Source organism: Flagellimonas maritima (assembly GCF_003269425.1).
GTDB lineage: Bacteria > Bacteroidota > Bacteroidia > Flavobacteriales > Flavobacteriaceae > Flagellimonas > Flagellimonas maritima.
Genome location: NZ_CP030104.1, coordinates 1346953 through 1373560, shown reverse-complemented (window position 1 = coordinate 1373560; position 26608 = coordinate 1346953). Strand labels below are relative to the sequence as shown.

General features: G+C 37.2%; 27 protein-coding genes. 2 read left to right on the top strand and 25 right to left on the bottom strand.

Annotated features, from left to right (window positions below):
• Positions 1 to 44: 44 nt before the first annotated feature.
• Genes HME9304_RS06080 through HME9304_RS16910 form a run of 3 tightly spaced genes read right to left on the bottom strand, consistent with a single transcriptional unit; the run spans position 45 to position 1946 of the window.
• Entirely contained in the window at positions 45 to 590 is a 546-nt protein-coding gene (locus tag HME9304_RS06080) for a DUF4442 domain-containing protein (protein WP_112377733.1), read from the bottom strand.
• Positions 591 to 596: 6 nt separating this feature from the next.
• Positions 597 to 1193 carry a DUF1287 domain-containing protein gene (locus tag HME9304_RS06075; protein ID WP_112377732.1) on the bottom strand — a complete coding sequence of 199 codons (597 nt, stop codon included), beginning with the start codon at positions 1191 to 1193 and terminating at the stop codon, positions 597 to 599.
• Between the two features lie 57 nt (positions 1194 to 1250).
• Positions 1251 to 1946: a LytTR family DNA-binding domain-containing protein gene (locus tag HME9304_RS16910; RefSeq protein WP_206170501.1), complete on the bottom strand. Its 696-nt coding sequence runs from the start codon at positions 1944 to 1946 to the stop codon at positions 1251 to 1253.
• A 556-nt stretch (positions 1947 to 2502) separates the two neighbouring features.
• Here HME9304_RS16910 and HME9304_RS16820 point away from each other — a divergent pair.
• Complete coding sequence (locus tag HME9304_RS16820; protein ID WP_123877362.1) at positions 2503 to 2898, top strand: hypothetical protein; 396 nt, start codon at positions 2503 to 2505, stop codon at positions 2896 to 2898.
• Entirely contained in the window at positions 2879 to 3478 is a 600-nt protein-coding gene (locus HME9304_RS06060) for a TlpA family protein disulfide reductase (RefSeq protein WP_112377729.1), read from the top strand. The genes HME9304_RS16820 and HME9304_RS06060 overlap by 20 nt, the downstream gene beginning before the upstream one ends.
• Positions 3479 to 3489: 11 nt before the next feature.
• On the opposite strand, the gene HME9304_RS06055 is transcribed toward HME9304_RS06060, so the two are convergent.
• From HME9304_RS06055 to HME9304_RS05940, 22 genes are all read right to left on the bottom strand, one after another.
• Positions 3490 to 5157, bottom strand: a complete 1668-nt coding sequence (locus HME9304_RS06055; protein WP_112377728.1) for a formate--tetrahydrofolate ligase — start codon at positions 5155 to 5157, stop codon at positions 3490 to 3492.
• Between the two features lie 52 nt (positions 5158 to 5209).
• On the bottom strand, positions 5210 to 8329 hold the full coding sequence (locus tag HME9304_RS06050) for a WD40/YVTN/BNR-like repeat-containing protein (protein ID WP_112377727.1): 3120 nt from the start codon (positions 8327 to 8329) through the stop codon (positions 5210 to 5212).
• 359 nt (positions 8330 to 8688) lie between these two features.
• Positions 8689 to 9159: a hypothetical protein gene (locus tag HME9304_RS06045; RefSeq protein ID WP_112377726.1), complete on the bottom strand. Its 471-nt coding sequence runs from the start codon at positions 9157 to 9159 to the stop codon at positions 8689 to 8691.
• 156 nt (positions 9160 to 9315) lie between these two features.
• Positions 9316 to 9786 carry a GNAT family N-acetyltransferase gene (locus tag HME9304_RS06040; RefSeq protein ID WP_112377725.1) on the bottom strand — a complete coding sequence of 157 codons (471 nt, stop codon included), beginning with the start codon at positions 9784 to 9786 and terminating at the stop codon, positions 9316 to 9318.
• Positions 9787 to 9821: 35 nt separating this feature from the next.
• Positions 9822 to 10553 (bottom strand): acetolactate decarboxylase, encoded by a 732-nt coding sequence (locus HME9304_RS06035; RefSeq protein WP_112377724.1) that lies wholly within the window; start codon positions 10551 to 10553, stop codon positions 9822 to 9824.
• A 190-nt stretch (positions 10554 to 10743) separates the two neighbouring features.
• Positions 10744 to 11376: a hypothetical protein gene (locus tag HME9304_RS06030; protein WP_112377723.1), complete on the bottom strand. Its 633-nt coding sequence runs from the start codon at positions 11374 to 11376 to the stop codon at positions 10744 to 10746.
• 282 nt (positions 11377 to 11658) lie between these two features.
• Positions 11659 to 12162, bottom strand: a complete 504-nt coding sequence (locus tag HME9304_RS06025; RefSeq protein WP_112377722.1) for an SRPBCC family protein — start codon at positions 12160 to 12162, stop codon at positions 11659 to 11661.
• Between the two features lie 17 nt (positions 12163 to 12179).
• Complete coding sequence (locus tag HME9304_RS06020; RefSeq protein ID WP_112379744.1) at positions 12180 to 12536, bottom strand: SnoaL-like domain-containing protein; 357 nt, start codon at positions 12534 to 12536, stop codon at positions 12180 to 12182.
• A gap of 50 nt (positions 12537 to 12586) precedes the next feature.
• On the bottom strand, positions 12587 to 13186 hold the full coding sequence (locus tag HME9304_RS06015) for a DinB family protein (RefSeq protein ID WP_112377721.1): 600 nt from the start codon (positions 13184 to 13186) through the stop codon (positions 12587 to 12589).
• A 113-nt stretch (positions 13187 to 13299) separates the two neighbouring features.
• Entirely contained in the window at positions 13300 to 14172 is an 873-nt protein-coding gene (locus HME9304_RS06010; RefSeq protein WP_239023398.1) for an RNA polymerase sigma factor, read from the bottom strand.
• A gap of 300 nt (positions 14173 to 14472) precedes the next feature.
• Entirely contained in the window at positions 14473 to 15108 is a 636-nt protein-coding gene (locus HME9304_RS06005) for an SCO family protein (RefSeq protein ID WP_112377719.1), read from the bottom strand.
• Between the two features lies 1 nt (position 15109).
• A complete protein-coding gene (locus HME9304_RS06000) occupies positions 15110 to 16792 on the bottom strand; it encodes a tetratricopeptide repeat protein (protein ID WP_112377718.1) in 1683 nt (560 codons plus the stop codon).
• A 116-nt stretch (positions 16793 to 16908) separates the two neighbouring features.
• On the bottom strand, positions 16909 to 17766 hold the full coding sequence (locus HME9304_RS05995; protein ID WP_112377717.1) for a TolB family protein: 858 nt from the start codon (positions 17764 to 17766) through the stop codon (positions 16909 to 16911).
• A 189-nt stretch (positions 17767 to 17955) separates the two neighbouring features.
• Positions 17956 to 18708: a hypothetical protein gene (locus HME9304_RS05990; RefSeq protein ID WP_112377716.1), complete on the bottom strand. Its 753-nt coding sequence runs from the start codon at positions 18706 to 18708 to the stop codon at positions 17956 to 17958.
• 170 nt (positions 18709 to 18878) lie between these two features.
• Positions 18879 to 19286 (bottom strand): hypothetical protein, encoded by a 408-nt coding sequence (locus HME9304_RS05985; protein ID WP_112377715.1) that lies wholly within the window; start codon positions 19284 to 19286, stop codon positions 18879 to 18881.
• 180 nt (positions 19287 to 19466) lie between these two features.
• Positions 19467 to 19979, bottom strand: coding sequence for an alpha-ketoglutarate-dependent dioxygenase AlkB (locus HME9304_RS05980; RefSeq protein WP_112377714.1), 513 nt, complete (start codon positions 19977 to 19979; stop codon positions 19467 to 19469).
• Between the two features lie 151 nt (positions 19980 to 20130).
• Positions 20131 to 20430, bottom strand: a complete 300-nt coding sequence (locus HME9304_RS05975) for a type II toxin-antitoxin system RelE/ParE family toxin (protein WP_112377713.1) — start codon at positions 20428 to 20430, stop codon at positions 20131 to 20133.
• Positions 20423 to 20674 carry a type II toxin-antitoxin system ParD family antitoxin gene (locus HME9304_RS05970; RefSeq protein ID WP_112377712.1) on the bottom strand — a complete coding sequence of 84 codons (252 nt, stop codon included), beginning with the start codon at positions 20672 to 20674 and terminating at the stop codon, positions 20423 to 20425. The genes HME9304_RS05975 and HME9304_RS05970 overlap by 8 nt, the downstream gene beginning before the upstream one ends.
• Positions 20675 to 21375: 701 nt before the next feature.
• Positions 21376 to 22080 (bottom strand): hypothetical protein, encoded by a 705-nt coding sequence (locus HME9304_RS05960; protein ID WP_112377710.1) that lies wholly within the window; start codon positions 22078 to 22080, stop codon positions 21376 to 21378.
• 459 nt (positions 22081 to 22539) lie between these two features.
• Positions 22540 to 22992: a hypothetical protein gene (locus HME9304_RS05955; protein ID WP_112377709.1), complete on the bottom strand. Its 453-nt coding sequence runs from the start codon at positions 22990 to 22992 to the stop codon at positions 22540 to 22542.
• 326 nt (positions 22993 to 23318) lie between these two features.
• Positions 23319 to 25295, bottom strand: coding sequence for a TonB-dependent receptor family protein (locus tag HME9304_RS05945; RefSeq protein WP_239023397.1), 1977 nt, complete (start codon positions 25293 to 25295; stop codon positions 23319 to 23321).
• A gap of 98 nt (positions 25296 to 25393) precedes the next feature.
• Positions 25394 to 26461, bottom strand: coding sequence for a Gfo/Idh/MocA family protein (locus HME9304_RS05940; protein WP_206170500.1), 1068 nt, complete (start codon positions 26459 to 26461; stop codon positions 25394 to 25396).
• Positions 26462 to 26608 lie beyond the last annotated feature (147 nt).

Here is a 26608-nt window from a genome sequence, read left to right as displayed (position 1 = left end):
TTCTGGAAGGGAAAGTTTTCAGTAAGTCATGCGCAACATAAGCGCTAATTTGAGTTTTGCGTCTCTTTCAACCTTCGCTTGCCCAATTTCTTTTTATAAAAAACCTTATCGGCCACGTAGATAGTTTTCTTTACAGTACAATACACGACCGATCGGTCTTGATTTGTAAGGGACGAGGACTTTATAATTTCTACTTCATTTTGATTTTCAACCTTGTTTCGTATAGCGTGCAGCTCTTCTAAACTATAAGTGAACTCACAATAGAGATTTTCCTTGGCAGGACGTTTAAAGAAAATTTCTGCAGATTTATCCCATACCACGTAGTCCTTCCCCAAAAGGCTTACCAATTGGACCATTGGGATTGGGTCTACTGCAGAAAACATGCTCCCTCCAAAAATGGTATTCATATAATTTCTGTTCTTATAATTGACGGGGAGCTTGATATTAATTTTCAATAAATCCTCAGAAACATAAGTAATTTTAGCTGTGCTTCTTCGGTACATAGGGGATAGGTTAAAGCCATATTTAAAAAGCTTATGCTTCTTGATATACTTGGAGCCAACCTCGGTTACTTTTTGATAAAAAGACATGGTTTGCTAGTTTAAAGAGTATTGTGTTTTGTAGCGATAATGCCCAATAATTTTAAAGTCAAAAAGCATATCCTCAAGCACCTGTCCGCGACCAATATTATGTACGATTAAATTCCGTTTCCCATCGTTCGATTTTTTATTCGCCACAATTCCTATATGTGTAATGGCTCCACCTAAACTCCAACAGACAACATCTCCAGGGAGATAATCTTTGGCTTCATCTGAAATTGATTTTTGGGCACCCTTCCGCTTAAAATAGGTCATTAGATTGGGCACCCTTCGGTGATCGATATTTTTATCGGTAGTTCGCAATCCCCAAATTTTAGGATACATGCTAAAATGGGCTTTCATATCCTCATGAACCTCCTTTTGTAAATCGATTCCCAATTTTCGGTAGGCCCTAATCACTACATCAGTACAAACACCTTTATCGCTTGGCACATCACCGTTGGGATAAGCAATGGAAAAATAACTAGGGTCATAGGTCACGTTCTGTTCAGTTAGCTCCAGGGCAGCATTGGATAATGTAAGTTGCTCAACTTCGGTCTGGGCCCATATAAAATCAAAAGTAAATAGCGCTAAAACTATAAGAAATTTTCTCATAAAATCTTGACTAGAATTACTCTGATAAACAAAATTTAAATCTAAAGCTAAGGAAAATCATTTGACTATCTCATCAATATTTTTAACGAATTTCTTCGATAGCTTTAAATGCCCATCAAAATATTTCATCTTAATAACACCGCCCTGAGCGTTGAGGTTTAGATTGATAACATAATCAAGATTTATTATATAACTTCTGTTTATACGCACCATTTCTCTACTCAATTGAGTTTGAAAGTGACTTAAACTACCTCTCAATAGAATCTTTTTAAATTTATTATCACTAAGATAGAAGATTGTAGTATAATTTTTCTCTTGGCTCAACGCCAAAATCTGATTTCGCTGAACTTGTAGGTATTTAGGATTTGTATCAGCTGATTTTAGTTTAATTTGTGAAGGCTTATCTTTAAATAAGTTCAATCTATATATCAATATAAAAATTGAAATCAGTGCAAAAGTGATTAAAGAGACTTTGCCCAGTACTGTCCAATAATCATTCAAAGTATAAACAGTGAACTTCAACCAAAGATTTTTAATAAAAAAAATTGAAATCGAAATACAAATGAAAACTATGGAATACCAAAGGGTAACATAAAATGGATTCCACTTTCTTTTTTTTAAAATGGGGGCAGCCCAAAGGTCAAAACTTAAATAAACAATAGAGGTCATTATTGAATATGTCAACACCCTGACTATACCTGTAAACGTAAAGCCGTGCTTAATATCAAAAGGTTGAAATATAAGCAAAACCATAAAACTAGTGGTTAGTATTGCTAGGGATACTTTATATTTCTGATTTACAGAGAGTGTTTTCATTGACTTAAGCTTCTTCAAATTTAAAGAATTGCAAATCAATTTGACGAGGATTGGTTTGTACATAGTTAAAACATTAAGTTGCTAGTCCACCAATTGATCGTGGCCAAATTAATTTGCAAATATTTCCTTCACCTTCTAGAGTTGTTTATCCCTATATATTCGTTTTAAGCACATATTTTCATTTCTGGATAGAAACTATGTTTCTAATATTAGTTTTAATCCTATAATCTTGTTTATGAAACTATCTTTCAATGAAAGGAAACAAGCCATATATCTGGCACTTGGTTGCGGAATCATCGGCTCTTTTACATACCCTATAATGACTTCATATCACAGAAATGATATTTGGTCACTTTTAATGGAGATCACTTTTGGACCCTTATTTATAATTAGTTGTTTAGGTTTTTATTTGTTCATCAGGCGTCATGGCAACAGTATCTATAATATAGTAGGGTTGGTATTTCTGGCATTTGCAGGTTTTTGCAATACTCTTATGTTCAATGTACAGAAGGCAATTTATAGCTCTGTCAGCGATTACAGGAAATTAACTTCACAACTATCTAAAGAAATATTTGAAAGAAGTTTTGAAATTGGGAATCTGACTCAATTGGCAATGGATTTTTGTTTTGATATATTCGTTTCTTTCGGTACTCTTTTTCTAAGTATTGCGATTTTTAAACAAAAGAAACTATCAAGGTGGTTGGCGATTGTAGGCATGCTTGTTAGCACTGTAGGACTTTATTTAAATTTATCAACTTTTCCTGAACCGCCGGCAGATTTAAAACTCCCAGACCCAGGTCCGTTTTTCGGTTTTTTCTTCGGGTTATTAATACTCAATATGATATACATTATAATAAAATCAAAGTACAATGGCACATCTTGGATTTAAATCAATAAGGTTAATGATTGTCTTAGCATTCTTGATGTTTTTTGGTTATGGATTAAAGGCTCAGGTAAATCAACCTGATTCTTACATACAGATTAAAGCACTTGAGAATGGGAACTATTTATCGCATAGAGCATGGCTAATAAACAAAAATGGTGATACTATACCATACACCAAATTTAAGGGCAAATGGTTGTTAATTGATTATTGGTCCTCTGGGTGTGTTCCGTGTATTAAAGAATTTCCTTTTTTAAACTCAAACTATAATAAGCTGCATCCTAACTTAGTGTTAATAAGTGCATACATAGGAAAAAATAAAAAAAGATGGTACAGGGATATAAAAAAATTTGATTTGCAATTTCCACATTATTATACTGGAACGACTTATAAAAACCCCTTTTTAACATTAAACCTAAGGAAACTAGGAGATAAGAGCAACGATAGCAAGCTATTAAATGTGACTCCACAGTATGTTTTGATTAGTCCTACTGGTTTGATAGTAGATAAGAATATGCCAAAGCCTTCATCTGCCAACTTTAAAAAAGTACTTCACAAATACATTGCAAATACTAAAACAGATTGAATAACTGAAAACTAAAACAATCCAACAATTTCCCCGTCATCCGTAATATCTATTTCTTCAGATGCAGGATGCGCGGGCAATCCTGGCATTCTCATAATATCGCCCGTAATCGGAATCAAAAAACCCGCACCGGCAGCTATTTCTATCTCCCTGACCGTGATGATAAAGTCTTTGGGCCGCCCCAGCAATTTTGGATTGTCCGATAACGATTTTTGGGTTTTGGCAATACAGACCGGTAGGTGATCTAAACCTAGATTGGATATTTTTCTAAGGTGCGCTTTTGCTTTGGAGGAATAATCCACATGCTCGGCACCATAGATTTCTGTGGCAATAGTTTCTATTTTGTCCATAACGCTGGACTCCCATTGATACAACGGTTTAAAATCCGAGGTGTCCGATTCAACGATATCAATAACATGTTGGGCCAGTTTAATTGCACCTTTCCCTCCTTTTTCCCAAACCTCTGCCAAGGCTACTTTAATCCCTTTGGAAGCTGCAAAATCTTTAATGGTATCGATTTCTTCTTCAGTATCAGAAGTAAATTTATTAATGGCAATCACTGCAGATACATTGAACTTGGAAATATTTTCCAGATGTTTCTCCAAATTCGGAATTCCTTTTTTTAAGGCTTCAACATTGGGCTCTGTCAGGGATTTTAAGTCTGCACCGCCGTGGTACTTTAAGGCGCGGATTGTTGTAGTGAGCACTACGGCCTTAGGTTTTAGGCCAGCACTTTGACATTTTATATCGAAGAACTTTTCTGCACCAAGGTCAAATCCAAACCCAGCTTCGGTAACGGTGTATTCTGAATGGGACATGCCCATCAAGGTTGCAAGAACGGTATTGGTTCCTTGGGCGATGTTCGCAAAGGGCCCCCCATGAATGATTGCGGGATTCCCTTCTATGGTCTGTACCAAGTTCGGCTTTATAGCATCTTTGAGCAAAGCCGTCATAGCTCCTTCAGCTTTTAAATCCTTGGCGTAAATCGGATTTTTATCAAAAGTGTATCCAATAAAAATATTGCCCAACCGCTTTTTTAAATCGTTCAGATTTTCCGCTAAACAAAGAATGGCCATAATTTCTGAAGCTGCGGTGATATCAAAACCAGTTTCCCTAGGCACACCGGATGTGGTTCCGCCCAAACCTACGATAACATGCCGCAATGCACGATCGTTCAAATCCACTACGCGTTTCCAGGTTATGGTTCTTGGGTCCAATCGTAGGGAATTTGTTTTACTTTGAATGTTATTGTCGATGATGGCAGCCAAAAGATTGTGGGCTTTCTCAATAGCGGAAAAATCCCCCGTAAAGTGAAGATTGATATCTTCCATGGGTAGTACTTGGGAATATCCGCCACCAGTAGCACCGCCTTTTATTCCAAAAACCGGGCCTAATGAAGGCTCTCGTAAAACAACTGTCGTTTTCTTGTTCAAACGGTTCAAACCTTCAGAAAGACCGATGGACATGGTTGTTTTTCCTTCGCCCGCCGGTGTTGGCGAAATGGCAGATACCAATATAAGATTGCTCTGGCTTGCCCTTTGCTTGTCAATAGCTTTTAAAGGTAACTTGGCCTTAAACTTCCCGTACATTTCTATATCATCGGGGTCTATACCGAATTTTTCAGCAATTTTGGAAATATGCTTCAAGGTGGTTTTCTTGGCAATTTGTAAATCGGACATACACTGAATTTTGAAATTGTTTACCTTTTTTTACACTATTGGCTTTTGGTCATCATTTGGATACTTCAATTTGATCAACGCCACTACTTTCCAGAATAGCGTTTACTTTGGGCAAGTCTTTCTCTAAAATGGAATTGAGATCAGCAAGGTGTTCTTCAAGTTCCGCAGAAAGTTCTTTGTATACTTTGTAAGCACCATCCGTCGGTTTTGCATCGCCGCTCTCTACACTTCTTCGTAAAGAGGCCAACCGATTGTTCAGTTTAATGGGGAAATTGAGTGGGTCTTGTCCAGATTGATTCTTTACCTGATACAGAGCTTCTTCAACCGTAGTAATTTTAGCTACGAATGGGTCAATCGTTTTTTTGAGGGCAGTACTGGAGATTTTCCCCCTGCTGGAATCGATTACCTTTCGCATTTCACGGATATTAATTACAGCTTCATTTGCTGTACTGGTCTTTTCCATGATTTTGTTAGCGAGCTTAAATTGCTCATCCAAGTCTGCTTTGGTAATGCCTTTAAGGTTAGGGTTTATGGTAACTGAGAATGGATAGGTTTTCTCGTAGTCCCCAGACTTCATACGAACCTTATACGTGCCCAAAGGTGCTTTTGGCCCTCTTTGCGGACGCGCGCTCCAAATGATCATTCCATCAAATTCGGTAGCGCCCGGATATCGTAAATCCCAAGTAAAGGTGTTGATGCCCTTGGCCGTTGTGGGTTTTGAGGAACCTCCTTTTTGCCACCATGGAAGATTTGGATCTTCTTTGTATTCAGGTTTACTGCCCGTAAAGGTATCGATCAACTGGTCTTTTGCATCCAAAATCTCGAAGGTAATCGTATCCATCTGTTCCTTTAGGTAATATTGAATCGTAGCGTCACTGATTCCGCGGATGGCATCCGAAGGCTTAAATAGCACTGCCGACTGATTCTTCATCCCGTCCGTGTACTGGCGCAAGGGTTGAATATCATCCAAAATCCAAAAACCGCGACCGTGCGAACCCAAAACCACATCATTATCCTTAATAACCAAATCCCGAATGGGCGTATCGGGTAATTTTAATTGTAAGCTTTGCCATTGCTCCCCATCGTTCATTGAAAAATAAACGCCATGCTCCGTAGCCAAAAACAGAAGGCCTTGTCGAACGTGATCTTCTCGAATCGCTCTGGCAAAATGTCCGTCCGCTATGCCGTTGGTGATTTTGGTCCATGTCTTACCATAATCGTTGGTCTTGAAAACATAGGGCTGTCTGTCGTCCACTTGGTAGCGGTTCGCAGCTACGAACAAAGTGCCCGGTCTGTGTTTTGACTCATCTATGATGCTGACACGTGAAAATTTCGGCAATTCTTTTGGGGTAATGTCTTCCCAATTTTCACCTCCATCCCTGGTAATGTGAATTTTCCCATCATCTGAACCTGCCCAAATGGTATTGATGTCGTGGAAAGAAGGTGCTAAGGCAAAAACGGTTGCATAGATTTCTGGGCCGTTCATGTCCATGGTGATTACGCCTCCCGTTTTTCCGAGCGTAGTGGGGTCCGCATAGGTGAGGTCGGGACTTATTTTTTCCCAGGATTGTCCGTCATTCGTAGTTTTCCATACATGTTGTGAACAGGTGTACATGACATTGGAATCCTGCGGGGCGAACATAATTGGGAATGTCCACTGCCAACGCTCTGGGAGTGCTTCTGCCGGCTCTCCCGAAAAAAATCGGGGGTACACTTGAATATCCCTTGATTGTCCATTGCTTCGGTCATAGCGCGTTAACAAGGCACCTTGACTTCCAGCATAGAAAATATCCAGATTTTTAGGATGTTGGGTAATCCAGCCACTTTCTCCCCCGCCCACCGCATAGTACCAACCGTGATTGGGCCCTCTTGCTTGCATATGGTCCCAGCCGTCGCTCGGCATGGCCAACGTGCTATTGTCCTGCTGTGCGCCAGCTACATGATAGGGAACATCGTTGGTGGCCATCACATGATAAAATTGCGTAGTAACGTAATCCTGTTCTGTCCAACTTTTACCGCCGTTGATGGTCACGTTGCCACCACCATCATTGGAATTGATCATACGATCAGGATTATTGGGATCTATCCATAGATCATGATTATCGCCATGTGGCGTTTGTATAATGGTATCAAAGGTTTTGCCTCCGTCCGTGGATTTGTACATTCGGGTGTTAAGGCCGTAAACAGTTTCCTTGTCCAAAGGGTCAGCATAAATTCTGGAATAATAAAATGCACGTTGCCGTAGCTTGCGCTCGTCGTTGGTACGCTCCCAGGTCTTACCTGCATCATCGGAACGAAAAACACCGCCCTCATTGGCCTCCACTATGGCCCAAACCCTATTGGAATCTACAGGAGATACGGTAACGCCAATTTTTCCGATGGGTCCTTTGGGCATTCCCGAATTTTTTGTGAGGTCGGTCCATGTATCGCCACCGTTTACAGATTTCCACAGTTTGCTATCGCCGCCACCACCCCACATTTTCCATGCTTTACGGTACACTTGCCACGTACTGGCGTATAGTATATCTGGATTGTTGCGGTCGATGATTAAATCTACTGCACCTGCCTTTGGACTTACATACAATACCTTTTCCCAAGTATCTCCTCCGTTTGTACTCCTGAACACGCCACGCTCTTCATTATCGCCATACGGATGTCCCAATGCGGCAACGTAAACGATATCTGGATTGGTGGGATGGATTCTGATCCGTGCAACGGCCTGGGTTTCTTTTAGTCCTAAATGCTTCCAAGTTTTGCCTGCATCCTCGGATTTGTATACACCATCGCCTTGGGTGATGCTACCGCGCAACTGTACTTCGCCCATGCCGATGTAGACCACATCTGGATTGGTTTCTGCAACCGCTACGGCACCTACGGATGAGCTGGTGACCTGACCATCCGTAACGGGTTTCCATTCGTTACCGCCATCTACTGTTTTCCATAAACCACCACCTGTGGCCCCAAAATAATATTCGTTGGGTCGGGTCGGGCTTCCTGCGCAGCCTAAAGAGCGACCGCCGCGGTTTGGTCCAATATTTCGCCACTCCAAACCTTCATAAAAGCTCTTGTCTATAGTGGGAATTTGGTTTGACTGGGTTTGGGTTTGTGCCAGCAGGCTAAAGCTGAAACATAGAAAGGTAAATAATAGTGAAGTTGTGTAGTGTTGTTTCATTTTCGGAAGGTGTTTCGTGTTGTTTTTGGGGTTTAGCCAGCAGCTAAAACCGTAACACTAAATATACTACAATCAGGGGAGTATTCCGAACGGGAGATGGGAGGGATTGGACTGTATGGTTTTCTGGAAAATTATGTATTTATTCTAGAGGCTATTGGCTTATTTTATCCTGAATTTAGAGTGGCACTCATAGCACTGGGATTTTCTTGCTGGGAATGGAGTTGAAAGTCCAATAATCATTAAAACCACCAAGGATTTGATTCTATTGAGTTTAATTTTGGTAATGACAGCTAATAGTCTTTACAAGTCTACCCTTTTATAATTTTTAAGTTTTAAATCATGGCCTTGTTAGCAAATGTTCAATTACAAAATTCTATTCCCCAGTCAGTATGTCCTCTACCATTCCAACATTTCCAATTCTTTTTTATGGAAAGAACAGTCCATTTATTGTTATTTCTCTTTAATTCTATTATATATTTCTCTCCTCTTACAGAATCATCCAATAGATTATCATGGATTAATGTTACTATGACATTTCCATTGTCGGAGACCTTTTCCAATAATTCTATTTTTTCATTTCCTTCGCCAGTTTCTACCGTGTTAGGATAAAATAAATTCATAACTTCCTTGGGAGATAAGTCTCCTCCCTTTTTAACCAGCAGTTGATTCAAATCATCAGAATCAATTGCTTTAAATTCTTGGTTATCATCTATAATCTCTACCGGGACTTCTTCTTTTTGGGATAATGAAGTTTTTTTATTTTTCTTGTCTGTCTCAGTATTACAAGAAATTAGAGTTAATGTTAAGAATGTTAGTATCGTTTTTTTCATAATATTATTTTTAATATTTGCTAATAGTCTCGTATAACCGTCAGTTAAGGGTTAATATGTTTTAATTTTCGGTTAAACACTGATGCTCGCAATTTCGAGTGGATTCAGCCAGCCTTGAACGAAGCCGAAGGGTAGGCGAATCTACCATAATTGCGGTTATATATTGTTGTAAGCAGGCTTTATTTCCATTTCCATAATTGGTAAAAATCTGTCTTTAATTGAGCTTTTTAGTTTTCCGACTACTTTAAATCCAACACTTTCATAAAACTTTTCAGCGTTTGGGTCAGCGTCAAGAGTAGCTTTCTTATGGCCAGTTTTTTCAATCCGTTTTACAAAGTCAGTCATTAGTATTTTTCCGTGTCCTTTTCCAATATATTTTGGTTCGATAAACAGGAAATTCAGTTTGACTAATTCATTGTTTTCGGGCCGAAAAGCGTAAAATCCAATTAGTTCATTATTTATTGTCAATTTATATACTTGATTTTCATCAATGTATTTTGAAGTAATGGTCAGTTCATCTTTCCATTCAGCTATTTGGCTATCCCCATAATTCCAGTAGTTTTTAGAACAGATTGTCAAATCTGTTATTTTTTCAGCGTCCCCTCTATGTGCTTTTTCGATTTTCATTTTTTAGCTTATAGCCAATATTGGCAGTAGTTTTTTTAATTTTTTGGTAGATATAATTTCATTTCTTCGATCTCTAATTTGTCCAAATGTCCCATTTTACTTTCGTCTTTTGTGATTAAGTGCATATGTAAAAATGAATCGTGATGCGTGAAAACTCCTTTATGTTCGGTTGAGAAGAATCCAATTATTTCAGCATCTTCATTCGCTACATTGTAATTTGTCTGTCCTTGGTGTGCTTTATCAGGTGAAGAAACTTTTGTTCCTTCTGGCAAATTCTGAATGTGAATAATGGCACTGGATACTTTTCCAATTAACTTGAAAGCAAAAGGTCTTTTGTAGTTAGATGTTTTATTGTCAATATATTTCTCCAAATCCTTAATCGTCTTGATTTCAGACGGCAATTCAATTTCATTCCATTCAGTTACGTTTCCATAAACAAAAAATGGTGCAGAAGTTTTAAAAGTTCTTTCCACGGTCATTGTCGAATCCGAAGCCACTTTTGACACGTAGCTTTTCCCATTGTTAATTAACAATTCACCAATTAAATAGCTCACAGGTCCAAGTCCATAGAGTCCGTTCTTATTGGAAATAGTGTCAAGGTCAATGCTGCTCCCTAATTCGCCTTTCCACATTACGTTTTTCATAGCACCTACAATTTTAATGTCAGGATAAGTATTTTTTTCACTCTTCTTCTTTTCTTTCGGAGTCGAATTGCAACTCATCAGTCCAATGGTAAGAAGTCCGATTGCTAATGGCTTTACGTTCATGTTGTATTTTAGTATTGCTAAAATTACTACCTACGGTCTCGTTTATAAGTAGTTGCGTGGTTAAGCGACTAATTTAGCAGACAAAAACGTACCAGGGAAAATTCCAAAGGGATTTTTCAAGTAGGCAATTGCCAAAGCAGTTAATTTTACACGTCCTTGGCAACTGGTTTTACACGATTTATTGGGTTAATTATATTGAGCTTTTGCCACCTCCAAATGTAAACCCAATAGAGACTGCAAAATAACTATTATCAACTGTTCCTATTGTCTGTTCATTGGGGATTTTAATATCAGCTTTTGGAATAAAATTATATTCCAAACCAAGTTTTGTTCTGCCCAATTCCAATCCTCCTCTTAATAGAAATCCTAACTGGTTATTGACATTTCCTTCGGTTATATTTTCGGAAGGATTTGCAATGATGACTGATGAAAATAAATAATATCCTAATCCTAAGCCAAAATAAGGTCGAGTATTATTGTTATTCAAATAGTAATCAAAAGTTGGAAGAAAAGAAATGACAGCATTATCATTTACTTCATCAAAGTTAAATGGAGTGCTATTATTATTTTCAAATTTTTGAGGATTTAATGCAATTCCAAATCTTAACCCAATTACGCCTTTCTCTGAAATTGTAATATTTGGCTCGGCATTAAACGATAAACCTAAATTTTCTGATTGAGTTTTTTGTAGGAACCCAATTTCCATTTTCAATTTTACTTGAGCGTTTAAATTGAATAAACCAAATAATAGCGTTATCAGTAATAACAGTTTTTTTAGCGAAATATATCTTTTGGCAAAAAATTGAAGTTTAAAATTTTTCATTAAAATCGGTGGTTCCGTTGTTAAAACTAAAACGTCATTTTTGTTTCATAATTGTTGCTGATTTATTTGTTAAAAAACGAGAATTTTCAAGAAGTTGCCCGACTTTAAAATTATGTAGCCTTATTTCAGGACGGGTCAAGCTTGTGTCTAAAGTGTTTGCATTTATAAAGTTGAAGATTCAAAACCTATACTTTTCCGACAAATAAAATTTATTAAAAAAGCGCAAACCTCATGGTTTGCGCTTTAATTGCGATTACTTTTTTAAATTATCAGGAACTGACTTTAGCTAGCCATTTTTACCATATTCTCAACCATTTCCGATACAGCTCCCAGCATAAAAGCTTTGAACTGTTCTTCTGTCATGTTAGGATTTTCCATAAATTTATAGTTTGAAGACCACACAATCATAGATTTGTTTAAGCCCAAATCTACTACTCTAAAGCTGTTGGTAACTTTTGCTGGAACACCTTCAACTACTTGCCAAGTGTATGTTCTTTGTTCATCATCAAACTTTATAATGTTTTCTTTAAAAGAACCTTTTCCATCAGGAGCAGTACAAACTCTACTGCCACCTGCACCTTTTGGTCCAGTCCATTTCACTTTGCCAACGAAAGATGAAATTTCATCAATGTTATCCATCACTCTAATTTGTTCCCAAACCTTATCAGCTGATAGTTCAACGGTTGATACATAGCTTAAATCTGCTTTACTGTTTTGTGCGTTCACGTTTAAACCACCCAACATTAAAAGAGTAGTTACTGTTATTGTGTTAATTAAATTATTCATTTTTAAATATTTATAAATTAATAAAAGAATTGTTCAAGGATTATTTTCCCGTTTTCTACTTGGTAAACAATCAGTTCATCAAGCTCTGCTTTGTTGCCGTCTTTCATTTTGAAAGACATTTTGTAGGGTAGTGCAATAAAATCTTTGCTGGTAATGGCATCGCCAATTTCCATTGAATGAACTTCGGCAATATTTCCTGCCATAACACTATCTTTTTCCTTAAGTGCATTTACTCCTGTTACATCCGGAAAATGAGGTGATTGTGGTTCAACGTGTTTAACCTTTTCTTGGTCAAACAAGGTGTCATAAATTTCTTCAAATTTACCTTCTCGTAGAAGTGAAGTGAGCTTTTCAGCAATTAGTTGTGTAGTCATACTTATATTATTTTTATGTTCATAGTTTAGATACAAGAGTTAGAGAGGTGTTACAAAAGTCCATATCGGTTTTTCAAAACATTAAAATGATGGGTTTGATGTCCAGAAATACAAAGTCCAATCATTCGTACAGAAGCTATGTTGCCATCCAAGGTTCCAACAGTTTTAAGTTCTCCATCTGTTAATGACTTAAAAGCTTCGATGGTATTCTCTCGTACATTTGTAAACTCTTCGAGTAGTTCTTGCTTTGATTTATTTTTTGCTCCTGCTACGGTAGTTGATTGTGTATAGAATGTAAATTTTAGCGAGTCGGTTTTGATGCCTGCTACAACCAAGGCTCTTTCCGTCATTATCAGTTCATAACTTATTATATGTTGTATTACTTCTGCTACGGTCCATTTACCGTTAGCATATTGATAATCTATTTTATCATCTGGAATAGATTGAAGGTATTGTTTCATTGCTTGTTTTGAATTTTCTAATACTTCTAAGATGGTTGTTCCTTTATCTGCTTTATCAGTATAGAATAGAATGGCTTGTCCATATTCATTTGGCATAATTTTGTCTGCAAGCATAGTTTTTGGTTTTTTTATTTGCGCATTCGTACAGCTTGTTATGATTATTAACATTATTGATATCATTGTTTTCATAACAAACTGTTTTGAGTTTATTAGTTGGATACAAGATTGCTGGTGGTGTTACAAAACAAAAAAGCCTTTTGATTTGAATTCAAAAGGCTTTACATAAAATGGATTGTACCTTTTTAAGGTCGCAAATGCTTCATTAGGTCATCATCATTTAATAATTCGTCAATTATGGTCTCTTTACCAAAATGTTTTTTAGCAGGATGATTTCTAAATAGCAAAGTGTATTTGTCTTCAATTGTCTCCATCAGTTCTACGTGATTTTCTGATGCAAAATCTTTAATTTTTTTAGCTGTCTTAACATTAAAAAGCATCTTGTTTTCATTTAAAAAGCCAATTTTTTTGAGCGCTTTGGTTTTCTTTGGACAACGACAAGGATTAGCCTTATTGACCAAACCACATTTATTATTCATGAAGTTGTAAAGTTCTTTTCTTGACCTATGTAACTTTATTCGAAAGTTTTGTGGGGAAATTTCAAAAATCTCTGCTCCTAAATTGTGGTCGATATTGAATGTATCGCCTAAAATATAAATAAGCCTTTGCTCTTCATTTAAACACATCAACATTCCAGACATACAACTAATTTGCATTTCTTTTGAAAGCTCTGCATATGCTATCTCTTCTTGTTTGTTGAGCTCTGGATTGGGGATATTGTCTAGCGTATTTCCATAATGTTCGAAAGATTCAAACTGGGGATTTTTATTCTTTCTTTTTGTTTGTAGAAATTCATTCACTACAATTCGGTACAGCCAAGTTGGAAAAGCACTTTTAAAAGAGAATTTTGAGAGATTGGTTATTACCTTAATCAAAACTTCTTGTGTTAAATCTTTGGCATCGTTTGGATTGTGTGACATTTTCCAAGCAACATTATAAATAAATGGTTGATGCTTTTTTATCAGTTTATCTAGTGCTATTCGGTCTCCATTCAAGGAACTTTTCACTAATTCAAAGTCTGTATTCTTTAGGTCTATTTTTTCGAGTGGATTATGCATCTTGTGTTGGTTTATCATTTAGATGCAAATTTTTTAATGGTGTTACAACGTTTTTTTCAGCTTGTGCCTAACAGCCTGGCCTTTGTACCACAATAGCCCAGAGAGCAGTCCCCGATGTGTTCGGGACGGTCTGAGCGACCGCAGGGATTGTGGCTCAACGCTTTGTATACGGCTTATTGCGGTAAGTGAGCTATTATTTACTGCAGTGACCGAAAGATAGTAATTTGCAAAGAATTATGATTGAGAATTTAGCTGCAATGAGCTATGCACGGTGTTATACCCAGTAGAATTTGATAATAATTAGTTTGTCAAAATACGCATGTCATTTACTAACCGTTCGATTTCTTTGTCATTTGTTCCATCATACATTCCGCGTATTTGTTTTTTCTTGTCCACCAATATAAAGTTAGGTGTATGAATAAAATCTTGGAGACCTCCATCGCCTTGCTCTACAACAGCGAAATAACTTTTTCTGGCTAATTCATAAATGTGTTTTTTATTGCCGGTAGTTATATTCCATTTAGAGTCTATCACATCATTTTCTTTGGCATATTTTTTTAGAACTGAAATACTATCGATAGCAGGTGTTACGGATAGTGACAAGAACATAATGTCTTCATTTTTTAAAAATTCATTTTGAAGTTCAGCCATATTAGTTGTCATTATTGGACAAATGGTTGGGCAACTCGTAAAAAAGAAATCGACCACATATATTTTATCTTTATAATGGTCTTGAGTTATCGTATCTCCATTCTGATTTATCAATTCAAAGTCTCCAACCGTATGATTTTTATTTGTGTTATGTAAACTTACATCTACCAATTCTGGATTAAAATCTGATGGATTATAAACTGGTAACTCTTTTATTTGATTACAAGAAAATACACAACAAATTGCAAAGACAATAAATATTGAATGTGATATATTGAGTCTCATATCAAATAATTTTCTTCTTAAGAAAATCTTTTGCCTCTTTAATTTCTGGTCTATCGCTAACTACGTTTTCTGTTAGTGCAAGTAAACTTTCAAAATATAATGTTGCTTTTTCCATGTTACCAGATTGTTTCGCTGCTATTGCTGCACCATAAATGCCATTGAATCTGTTTGGACGTCTATCTAAATTTACTTCGTAAGCAGTTAAAGCTTTTTGAGGTTTATTTAAAGCCAAGAGCATATCAGCTAAAAGTTCATCCGCTGGTAAGATTTCACCCGGAGTTACAGGATGTTTTGAGGTTAAACTTTCCATATCTGCCGCAGTAATCATTAAGGATATGGCTTCGTCATTATTCCCTTTTTTTAGTTGGAGCCATGCTTCTATGGTTTTAATTTGGATAGCGACTTGATTTGCTTTATAAGCGTCCTTCAAATCTATCAACTCCTTTTCAAAAGAACGTAGCAAATCAAGTTCGTTTTGAGCCGCTTCTATATTATTAACATGAATATTTCCCAGAGCTTTTGCATAATGAAGTAATGCTTTTTGCCAGGGGAATTGTTGCCACTCTAATCCCGCAAATTGAGGCAATTCAAGATGTGCAGCCTCTTTCCAATTTTTGTTTTCCACGGCTAAACGAGCAGGAATCGCCGCTGCTGTATATGCAATTTTAAAGTTAGGCGGAAAGATTTCCTTAAAAGATTTAAGATACTCGTATTGTTCATAAGCAAGTTTATTATTCCCTGTTTGCAGATAGGCATAAACCAAATATCCCATGGCATGTACTTCTTCATCCCAATGTGCTCCGGGTGAAATACTTTCAGCATAACAAACTGCTGATTCGGCAGAATTGAGATTAGTGTCAATTGATTCATCCCAAAGTCCCAAACGTGTAAAAATATGTGATGGCATATGTTGGGCGTGGGCAGAATTTGGAGCAATATCTGCATAGCGTCTGGCTGTACTCAATCCTAGTTTGGCCAATTCTTGATAATCATAGGAATGAATAATATAGTGTGCAATACCCGGATGGTTCGGTTCCTTTTTGAACAAATCTTCTAAAATTTTTCCAGCTTCACGTTGTTTTGAATAGGTTTTGTCTGAGGCTATTGCAGATGCACGAAGCGCCAAGGCATAGAATACAGCTACTTCGGTATCCTCGCTATTTTCTTCATACATCTCTTTCATTTTTTGGGCATAAGCAAGCTTTCGGGTTTGGTTATCGACTGATTCCCAGTTCTTATAAAAAGAACCTATGGCGTCTAAATATTGTTTCGCTTTTTTAGATTTAGGTAATTTTTGAGCTATTGCTATAAGCTTTACTCCTTTTTCTAAAACGGAGTTCGTTGGAGGTGCCCATAATCCATGATAAATACTCATTGCTACGCCCCAGTAAGCCATGGCACAATCTGGGTCTTTGTCTATTATTTTAACAAATGCTTTTTCTGCTTCAATATATTCAAAGGAGTGGAGCAAAGAAATGGCAAGATTAAAGGTTTCTCTTGTTTCGTAGCTACAGGATTCAGAAAAGTTGACATCTCCAAATTGTCCGTTACCACATAATTGTAGTTCTCCTCGCAATAGGTTTAATGATGTTAAATTTGGATTCGGTGTGTTGTTTTTACATGAAGAAATCGAAAAAAAAAGGATAGTTCCCAGAATGAGCAGTGCGCTTTTAGAATATTTCATTCTGAAAAGGTACCGAATTAATTATTAAGGGTTTGGGGCTATTGGATACAACGTTTAGTATATGAAGCGTAGCATCCCGCATGGTGCTATGATTTTATATACAGTGTTATGTCTTATTAATTTAGATTAGCAATATTTTGCAGTTCCTTATTTGATAATAATTTAACATCAATTTGAAATATGTCTGCTTGTCCATTTACGTATCTCGTGAAATAGAGAGTTTTCAAATCAGGAGAAAGAACAGGCGAATATTCCCAATCAATTGTATTTACCTTGCCTGTTGTATCGACTGGAGTCGGGGTCGTCCATTCATCATTTTCAAAAAGAGTTAAAAAAATATCGCCATTACCTACAGTATTATGTCCCGCGCTCATAAATAGCATTGCATTACCATTATTAAAAATATACGGTTCGCCATCAACTTTTTCACTACTTACTGATATATACTTTGCCGAATCTTCTGTTGCTCCTAACGGTAATGAGTATATATCAACGTCATTCAATCCTTTTCCTTTTCGATCCGAATGGAAATAGATTATGCCATTAGAACTTTCCGCTCCACTCTCAATTCCATTGGTGGAGAAATTTCCTTCCAAATGAATTGGCTTTGACCACATATCATTTTTCAACTCTACATACCAGATGTCATTGGAGGCTTTAATTTTGTCATTCTCGGATGGTCTTTTAGATGCAAAAAATAATCTGCTTGTAGTTCTATCAAATCTAGGATATTCATCAGGATATACTCCTGAGAATGGAGCTATGATTGGTTTTGTCCATGAATTATTTTCATACCTAGAAAACATGAGTGTATTTCTATCCTCAGATTTAGTAAAACAGATCCAATTTTCAGTTATGAATGTAAGCCCATATTCATTATAGTCAACGGTGCAGATAATACCGTCTGCAAATTTTTCTTGGGCATTTGTTACTAAAACACTAAGCATAGTGAAGAATATTAATATGTGTTTCATAATTCTTTATACTTTTTTATTCAAAAATAAGACATAACAGTCTCGTATAACCGTCAGTTACGGGTTAATATGCGTCAATTTTCGTCTTAGCACTGACGTTATCAATTCCGAGTGGATTCAGCCAGCCCCGAGTGTAGTCGAGGGGTAGTCGAATCCGCCGTAATTGCGGTTATAGAATTTTGTACACTGTTATTTATATTTTCTTCTAGCAACAAGATATTCTTTTCCATTTACTGATTTATACTTTTTAGTCCAAAGGCCAATCCTGTTATATTTGTATCTGAAATACTCATACTCATACAAAAAAGGTCCTCCTGTCATTGGGATTGGAAATTCTTGTGTTGGTTCATATTCTCTGTGAATTTCAATCACACTATTTCGGTCGTCATATTTATAATATGATGTAGCTTTTTCGTTGACAGTTTTTCCGTTCAAATCGTCGTAAGTACTGAATTCTGTTGATTTAATAATATCTCCTTTTTTATCATATTCCACCAGTTCTTTATAAGGCCAAGCTTTGAAATCAGATTCCTCAATTCTTTCAATCAGTTTGGGTTTTCCCAATTTGTTGAAGTCAGAATATTTTTCGGTCATTCCAAAATCAAATTTCTTTCTTACAAGCAATGAGTCATAATATTCCAATTTAAGGTTTGAAATATCGTTTATCTGTCCTTTGTTGATGTCAAAGGTATTTGTTTCACGTTCTACATTTCCAAATCGGTCGTATTCAAATTCCGTTCGGCTTCGTAGTTCATTTTTCCAATAATTTTCTCGTACTGAAACAATTCCGTTTATAAGATAAAATTTAGAACTCCATTTTCCCATTTCTATGTTTTTCTCAACATAGAATTCATAATTTTTCAATAATTCAGATTCACTTTTTTGAGCAAAGGAATTATTAAAAATCAGAAGGGTAATTATACTTGCAAGCAGGTTTTTCATTGATGGTGTACAACGGTCTCGTATAACCGTCAGTTACGGATTTTAAGTTACTGTTTTTTGGTTTGGCACGGACTTTAACAATTCCGAGTGGATTCAGCCAGCCCCGAGCGTAGCCGAAGGGTAGTCGAATCCGCCGTAATTGCGGTTATACATTGTTAGCCTTTCGTTTTTTATTCAGTTTTAGATTCCGCTTTTAATTCAGTCAGTTTTTTATATCTCAAATAGCCCAATATTCCTAAAATAACCAAAAGTATCGCTGTTGTATTTAAATCCAATTGAAAGTCAGTCGAATTTACGCTACCATCAGATTCAGAACGCAGAATTAATCCATATCGAAAATTTTCGAAAATCAATTCAGTTCCGAACATTTGAATTCCATAAAAGATTATAGTTCCAATGTATCCATAGACGTTGTTTTTGAACAATAAAATTAAAAGTCCGATTGAAATTATAGTTCCGCCAATTATGTAGATATTGTTATTCAGTCCCATATCGTAAACCAAGAAGCAGAAAATCATAAAGAGCATATTTATGATACTGATAATAGTAATTATAATTCCGTAGATATTTTTTTTCATTGAGTTAAGTTTGGTTGAATGAAGGCTAACGGTCTCGTATAGCCGTAGGTTACGGTTTTTAAGTTACTGTTTTTCGGTTTGGCACGGACTTTAGCAATTCCGAGTGGATTTAGCCAGCCCTGAGCGGAGCCGAAGGGTAGGCGAGAACTAGCAATTACTTATAGCCATTGTTAGCCACAGTTATTTTATCTTTCTAAATGTCAAACTCATTCTTCCGTTTTCAGTTTCAGATTTCGGAATTGAGTGTTGCCATTCGTCTTGTAATTCATTTGTCATATAAATGAATGAACCTGAAGGAAGTTCAAAGTCTTTTATTATATCGCGATTTTCAATATTCCTAAACCTTAATATTCTGGTTTCTCCAATAGAAACTATTCCAACTCCTGTATTCTCCTCTAAAATATCTGTTTGGTCAGAGTGAAATCCCATTTTAGATTTACCGCCCAAATAGTAATTAATTAAACAATTATTCGGTTTGAAATTCAGTGTGTTATTTATCTTTTCAATTATTTCATTCAATTCAGCCGTAAACTCTTGAAAAGGATAACTAATTTGAGAATAATTATATGCTTTTCCGTAACTCGCTGTTTTGCGAGCAGACATTCTCTCATCCCATTCAACATTGTTTTTTAAACTATTAAACAATTCGGTTGGATTGTCAATATAATTCTCTATAAATGTTATTCCGTTCATTTTTTCTAATTGTGGCTAACGGTCTCGGCTATGAACAGTTGCGTGGTTTAGCACTAACTTTTGCAAGTACACACCGAACTGAAAATCCGTGAGGATTTTCAGAAGTAGGCGAGAACAAGCAATTACTTATAGCCATTGTTGTGTGCAGTTTTTATTCGGTTATTCTGTTCTTTAAATCCATTCGTTCGTGCAATATCCTCGTTATTTCAACATAATTTTTTTCCGCCGTTCTGTAAAATATTATGTGTCGATTTGTTTTCATTCCGAGAAGTTGTTTGGATATTCCTTCATAGTTTTTTCCCAACTCTGGATTTTCTGCGATTTCTTCACAGTTAGAAATTAGTCCATCGTAATATTTGTCAGCTTGTTTTTCAGACCAGACTTCAAATGTATAGTCCCAAATCTTAGATAAATCCTCGACAGCTTTGTTGGTCAGTTTATATTCAACCATTCGAGCGCTTTTTCGCTTTTAAAGATTCCAAATGTTTTTTTGGGTCAAAATCGTGAGCAATTCCGCTGTCAATTCCTTCTTGTATTGCGTTTTTTAATGCAATGACTTTACTTTCTTCTTCCTCTAAAAGTCTTAGTCCAGCACGTATGACCTCACTAACGTTTTTAAATCTTCCTTCACTTATTCGGCTTTGAACGAATTGGTCAAAATAGTTTCCGAGTGATATTGATGTGTTTTTGTTCATTTGACATATTTTTCTCAAATATACCAAAAATTGGTATTATAACAAAATTTTGCTCAAATTGCACACAACGGAAGCGCTATACGCAGTGCGGCCGTGGATTTTGTTCTGTTGGGTATCCAAGATAGCCATAAAGGGCAAAATACGGGTAAGGCCGTGCCAAATTGCTTATGGCCAGGTGTTCGTGTCAGTTCGACCCTGCGCGCTGTCTTATCCGGCCGTGCGCCGGACCTGGAGAGGGGGAAAACCAATTTGGTACAGTGCTTCCGTTCAGGTCGATTTCCCGTGGGGCGGGATTTTGCGAAGCAAAATATAGCAACGCGGGTCGGCACCGGCCGAATTGACCTGAACTTGTTTGTGTATGATTTCGTTGCGTGGTTAAACCACTAAAATAGCAAATAAAAACGGACTAGAAAATTCGGAAGAATTTTCGTAAGTAAGAACTGAACTAGCAATTAATTATATACCATGTTGTTGACAGTACTTTATCAGTTCAAAAGTTCATTGACATACTGAATACTTTATTTTTTGAGGGAGGGCAGATTGCTGACAGTCGGAAGCAAAAGATAACAAAATCTATATAATTATTTATAATAACAATTTAAAAAGATAAAACTATGGAAATAATTAAAATATATTTAGCAGTAATTTGTTTATTACTAATGCTTATCAATATTCAGATAGCGTTGAAAAACAATAAAAAATCATAATTTAACACCTAAATATTTACCCCTCGGATACTTGAATATTCGAGGGATATTTAAATCGGTTGGAGTTGGAGCATTTTGCTTGTTTTCTCCTATCGGTTTTACCTTAGTGCCTTTACCCTTCTCCATACCATAAATAGCAAATCCATTAGCTTTTTCATCTAATAAAAATCCAGTTAAATAAGCCTCCCCTTTTCTATATTTAATTTGAAAAAACACCTTTCTTTCTCCTTTAGTAACCATTTCAAAGGTAGTGTCGTCATTATTATATTCATAGTTATTATCAAAAATAGTCCATACGTTATCTTCTATTACTGCTATAACTTTTCCGTTTAAATCTCTTATTATGAAATTAATTAATAATGTATTATTTTCATAACCTAATTTAAACCAAGGGCCATAATTACCTATTCTAAACACACCACTAACAGTAACAAACCCTGCAGCCCACTCTTTATCTCCCAGTTTTATTTGCATTCTTGGTGAGCTGCTAGTTTTAATATCCCCAAATTTAGCATTTACCCTTTCAATTAAGGCTTCCTTTTTTGTTTGTCTGAAAGAGTTTATAGCAATAAATATCGTAGCAATTATAACAGCTATTAATGTGATTTTACCTAGTATGTCTATGTTTTTCCACTTATATGATACAAAAGCGGTTAAAATTGCAGCTATAAGACTAAAAATAATTTCAAGTGATTTCATATTATATAGGGTTTTAATTTTATTTGAAATTCTTTTTAATCCGTAAACAAGCTAAAAAAAGAAGGGAAAAAAATAAAGAGATTTCAGTAAGTCAGTATAATATTATAACGTTCAGCCGAATTCGACATCATCGTTTGTATATATAAACCTAGCCAAAAAGGTAAGTATATCCAAAGAGAATCTTAGGTTATCTTACACGTTTTTAGGTAAATTATGATAACCTATTCTTTTTTGATTATCAACACTTTTTAAGCATACCGTTGTCCACATCCTTTTAAAAATACCCAGTTATCCCGGTTCAGCTTGGGCGCATATAAGTAAGAAATGTATGCTTAAAAAAGATACCCCAACCGCACTCCACCAAAATAGTTAAGCTCTATAATTATAGTTTATGGATCGTAAAGAAAGCCTCTTTAATCAAATAGTAAAGGCCTGATAGGTATCGTTGTTCTAAACGAATCATTTGATTATTGAAATAGCTTCTCTTACTTGCAGCATATCTGGTTGATGTTTTTCACATTGCTGTACAGCATTTTCAAGTTTGGGTTCAATAAATTCATTATAGTCCTTACAGGATTTAAAAATATTGAACTCCTTATTTTTGAAGTCCCAAACTATTCCTTTTCCTTTTATAAGACCTTGATAAACCGCCCCTCCAGCGACTCCAAAGTTTACGGCAGTACCTGCAGCCCATTTGTTGACCAATTCGGCTTCGGTATATAAATAGTTTTCACCACCCATGATGGCCCTTACAAATGAATTCTGTAAGCTTGAACTTTGAGCTCTATCATCTTTGTTCCGGTTTTTGAGTATTGCTTTAATTTGGAAATACAGGTTACCGTTGTAAGATATGGCAAATACATTTTTAATCTTTTGAGAGGTTTTCTCTGAAAAGAAATAGCAATTATGCACTTTGGAAGTTTCAGGAAGCCTGTCTCTTCCAAAAAGGCTTACTGCTTATACGCCATCAAATTGACTTGGAGTCTTTTTTATAAAATCGGACTTGTTAACATAAACTCCTTCGGGGTAATTAGGATAAAAAAGTGTATCAGTTTGGATAGTTGTAGTCTCGGAATTTTGCCCAAAGGAATAAAGAAAACAAACTAAGAGAGTGACTAAAACCAAGAGATTTCTATTCATAGCATTTAGCAAACTTTATTTTATTAAAATTGGTTTATCTAGACATCTATAAATATAGTAGAAAAGCATAAGATTTTATGGAGTTAATCCTATCTATATTAAAAAAGATACCCCAACCGCACTCCACCAAAATAGTTCCTATCGTTCCCAGGATAAAAGTAACGGGGTTCCGCTCCACCAAAACTATTGGCATTGATCAACACCGATTGCGCAAACCGGGTATTGAAGAGGTTATTGGCGCCAAAATTTAAGCCTAAGGAGAAATGTTTGCCAATAGGGGTGCGGTAATTTAAGCGGGTATTAAAAACATGAAACGCCTCACTTTGTAAGGTGTTGGCATCGGTCAATGGAATTTCGTCCACATACAGGTGGGTCAAGCTTGCACGAAGTCCTTCCATATACATAAAATCAATACCCGAGCTAATACGGTGTCTTGGAACACCTGTCAACGGATTGCCCGAAAAATCAGCATCACCATCTACAAAATCCACAAAGCGATGGTCGTTCAAGGTATAGCCAATATACGGGGAAAGCAATATCTTTTTGGCAATGGGGATTTGGTATTTGGCATCCAGTTCCAGACCCTGGTGGCGGGTCTCCCCCGCATTTCGGCCCACAAATTGGTCTTCGCCCACGCGTTGGGCGACCAAAAGATTTTTAATATCCATCCGGTAGAGCGTTGCTCCAATGACCAATTTTCGGTCAAAAAGATTGATTTTACTGCCCAATTCATAACTGGTTCCCGTTTCTTGGGCAATATCGGGATTGATGATGCCGTCCGGGGTAAGGGTTTCCTCCAAACTGGGGTTGGAAAATCCACGGCTCACATTGGCGTATATATTTCCGTTGGCGAAGGTATAGCGCAAGCCAAAACTGGGGAGCAGGATATCATCAAAGTTTCGTTCGGCAGAGGTGTTGTCCGCACCCGTGTTGAACAAGTCCCGAAAGTCGTAATCCGTTTTGTTATAAGTAAGCCCCATTTGTGCCGAGAATTGTGCCGAAAATGGATAGGTTAGCGTTCCAAAGAGGTTGAGCTGCGTCCTAAATTCCTTGTTTTCACTGATTTGATTCCCCCTAAAGCTACCATCACCATCACGGTCTCTAAATAGATTCCTAAAAGTGCTCCATTCGTATTCGTCCTTGTACAGTTCCCCGCCCAGAACGTATTCTGCCTTCCCAAAATTTCCTTCAAAAAGACTTCGTAGCCCAAACCCGTTGGTAATTTCTTCCAGAATATTGAACGGTCGCGGTTCATTTTTATCGAGATAGGTATAGAAAACGCTGGTAGTGTTCTTTAGCTTATCCGTAATTTGATAGTGATGGTACAAGCCGGTCAAGGTATATTTATTGGCTTCAAAACCTCTTGCGGCCAACCAATTGGCGGCCGCCCTGCGTGGGTCTTCCCTAAAATCGGTTTCCCCTAAAGAACTGGGAATTTGTGCATTGTAATCGATATGGTTGACCAAAATGCCGAGGGTGCTTTTTGAACTCAGGGCAAGATTGGAATTGACCAGAATCCCATCCCGAACAAAGCGATTGTTCTGCCGAAAACCATCTGTCTCCAAACGATTGTAGCTCACTTTAATGCCGAATCCCTTATCTTGATGACTGACGGAGACATTGTTTTTGAACATACCGTAGGAACCTGCGGTAAAATTGTTACCCAATCGGGTTGTTCCTTCGCGGGCAAGTTTGGTATTCAAGAGAATGGCGCCACCCAGATTGGCACCGTAGGCTGTTCCTTTGGGTCCTTTAATAACTTCAAGCGATCCCAAATTTTCCAAGTCAAAAGCTTCAATGGTAGAGAAACCCGTTCCGTTGGTCACGGGAATTCCATTAAAATATAGACGCAGTTTGTCGGTGCCAAAAGGCGTGCGTGCCCCAACCCCACGAATGGTGATACGATTGGTGTTGAGCGCACCTGAAAGTACATAAACCCCAGATATTTGATTTATCCCCGAAGGAATGTCCACGGGGTTGAACCGTTCAAAAGTTTCGGTGCCGATAGCTGAGGAAGGAGTAATCCCAACTGCTTTTTTTGAAATAACCTCCTCGGTCAAGATGATTTCATCCAAGCGGGTGAGGGTATCGTTTTTTACTTGCTGACACCAACTTTTAATAAAAAATAAAAAACAAAGACTTAGACAAAGATTTCTCATGGGCTGGGGGAACACTATTTCTTCAGGTTGATTGTTTTTCCTTTTTTGGCACTTTCCCTTGCAGCGTCCAAAATTTCCATGACCACCATATTGTTTTCCAAAGAGGACAAATCGTAGGGAGCAAGTTGGTGTTGCCCTTTTACTACGGTCGCCAATAGGGAAAAGGGGTCGTTCAATGGATATTCCCGCTCAGCAAGGTTCATTTTTTCTTCGGAAAAACCATCATAACCTTCCGCGATACGAATACGTAATTCATTTCTATTGTCCGCATAAAGTGCTCCGGTAATACCATAGATTTCCATATCCTTTCTACCAATGGGCCAGTTCCAAGAGGCCTCTATTATTGCCTGAGAATCATTATAGGTGAGAATAAGGGTAGCCTCATCATCTACCTTTGGGTTGTTCTTCGCCTGCAACTGTTGGGTTACCGCAGTTACCGTATTTGGTTTTTCACCATTTTTCAACCAAGTCAATAAATTGGCTCCGTAACATCCAAAATCCATGATGGCGCCTCCTCCGTTGGCGTCCGGGTCCAACAACCAATCCAAAAACTCACTGTTGATTCCCAGTTTTGCAGGACCTCGGTGCCCGTCACGAACCGTGACCTTTCTCAAATCACCTATGCTGCCCGCTTTCAACAATTCCTTTGCTTTGTGATTGGTAGGATACCAAGTGGTTTCATAATTGGTCAAAAGGTGAATGCTGTTTTCTTCCGCCAAGGTTTTCATTTTTTTGGCATGTGCCAAACTGACCGCCAACGGTTTTTCAACCATTACATGGATTCCTTTTGGGGCAGAGGTTTCGACCACTTCCAAATGCTCATGGATGGTACCAAAGGCGGTCACTGCCTCGGGTTGTGTTGCGATGATCATTTCTTCAAGGGAGTTGTACACCAAATCCATGGAGTAGCCGTGCTGTTTTGCGTAGCGTTCGGCCAGCTCCCGGTTGGGTTCCGCAATTCCCACGATTTCGATATCACCGATATCGTCCCGTCCCAAAATCCAGTGCACGTGGGTATGGGTAAGCCCTGCAACACCAATTCTAAGTGGTTTTTCTTGGGCTGATACTGGTAAAAAATTCATGATGAAACTTAAAAAGGAAACAATGGCTAAGCGAAACATAAAAGGTCTTGAATGATGGGGAGTGTTTAAATTTCTTTTTTCTTATCCGAAATTGTACCAGAAACTATTATAATACTTTTGTAATGTGCTTTTTGTCTCCTTGAACGC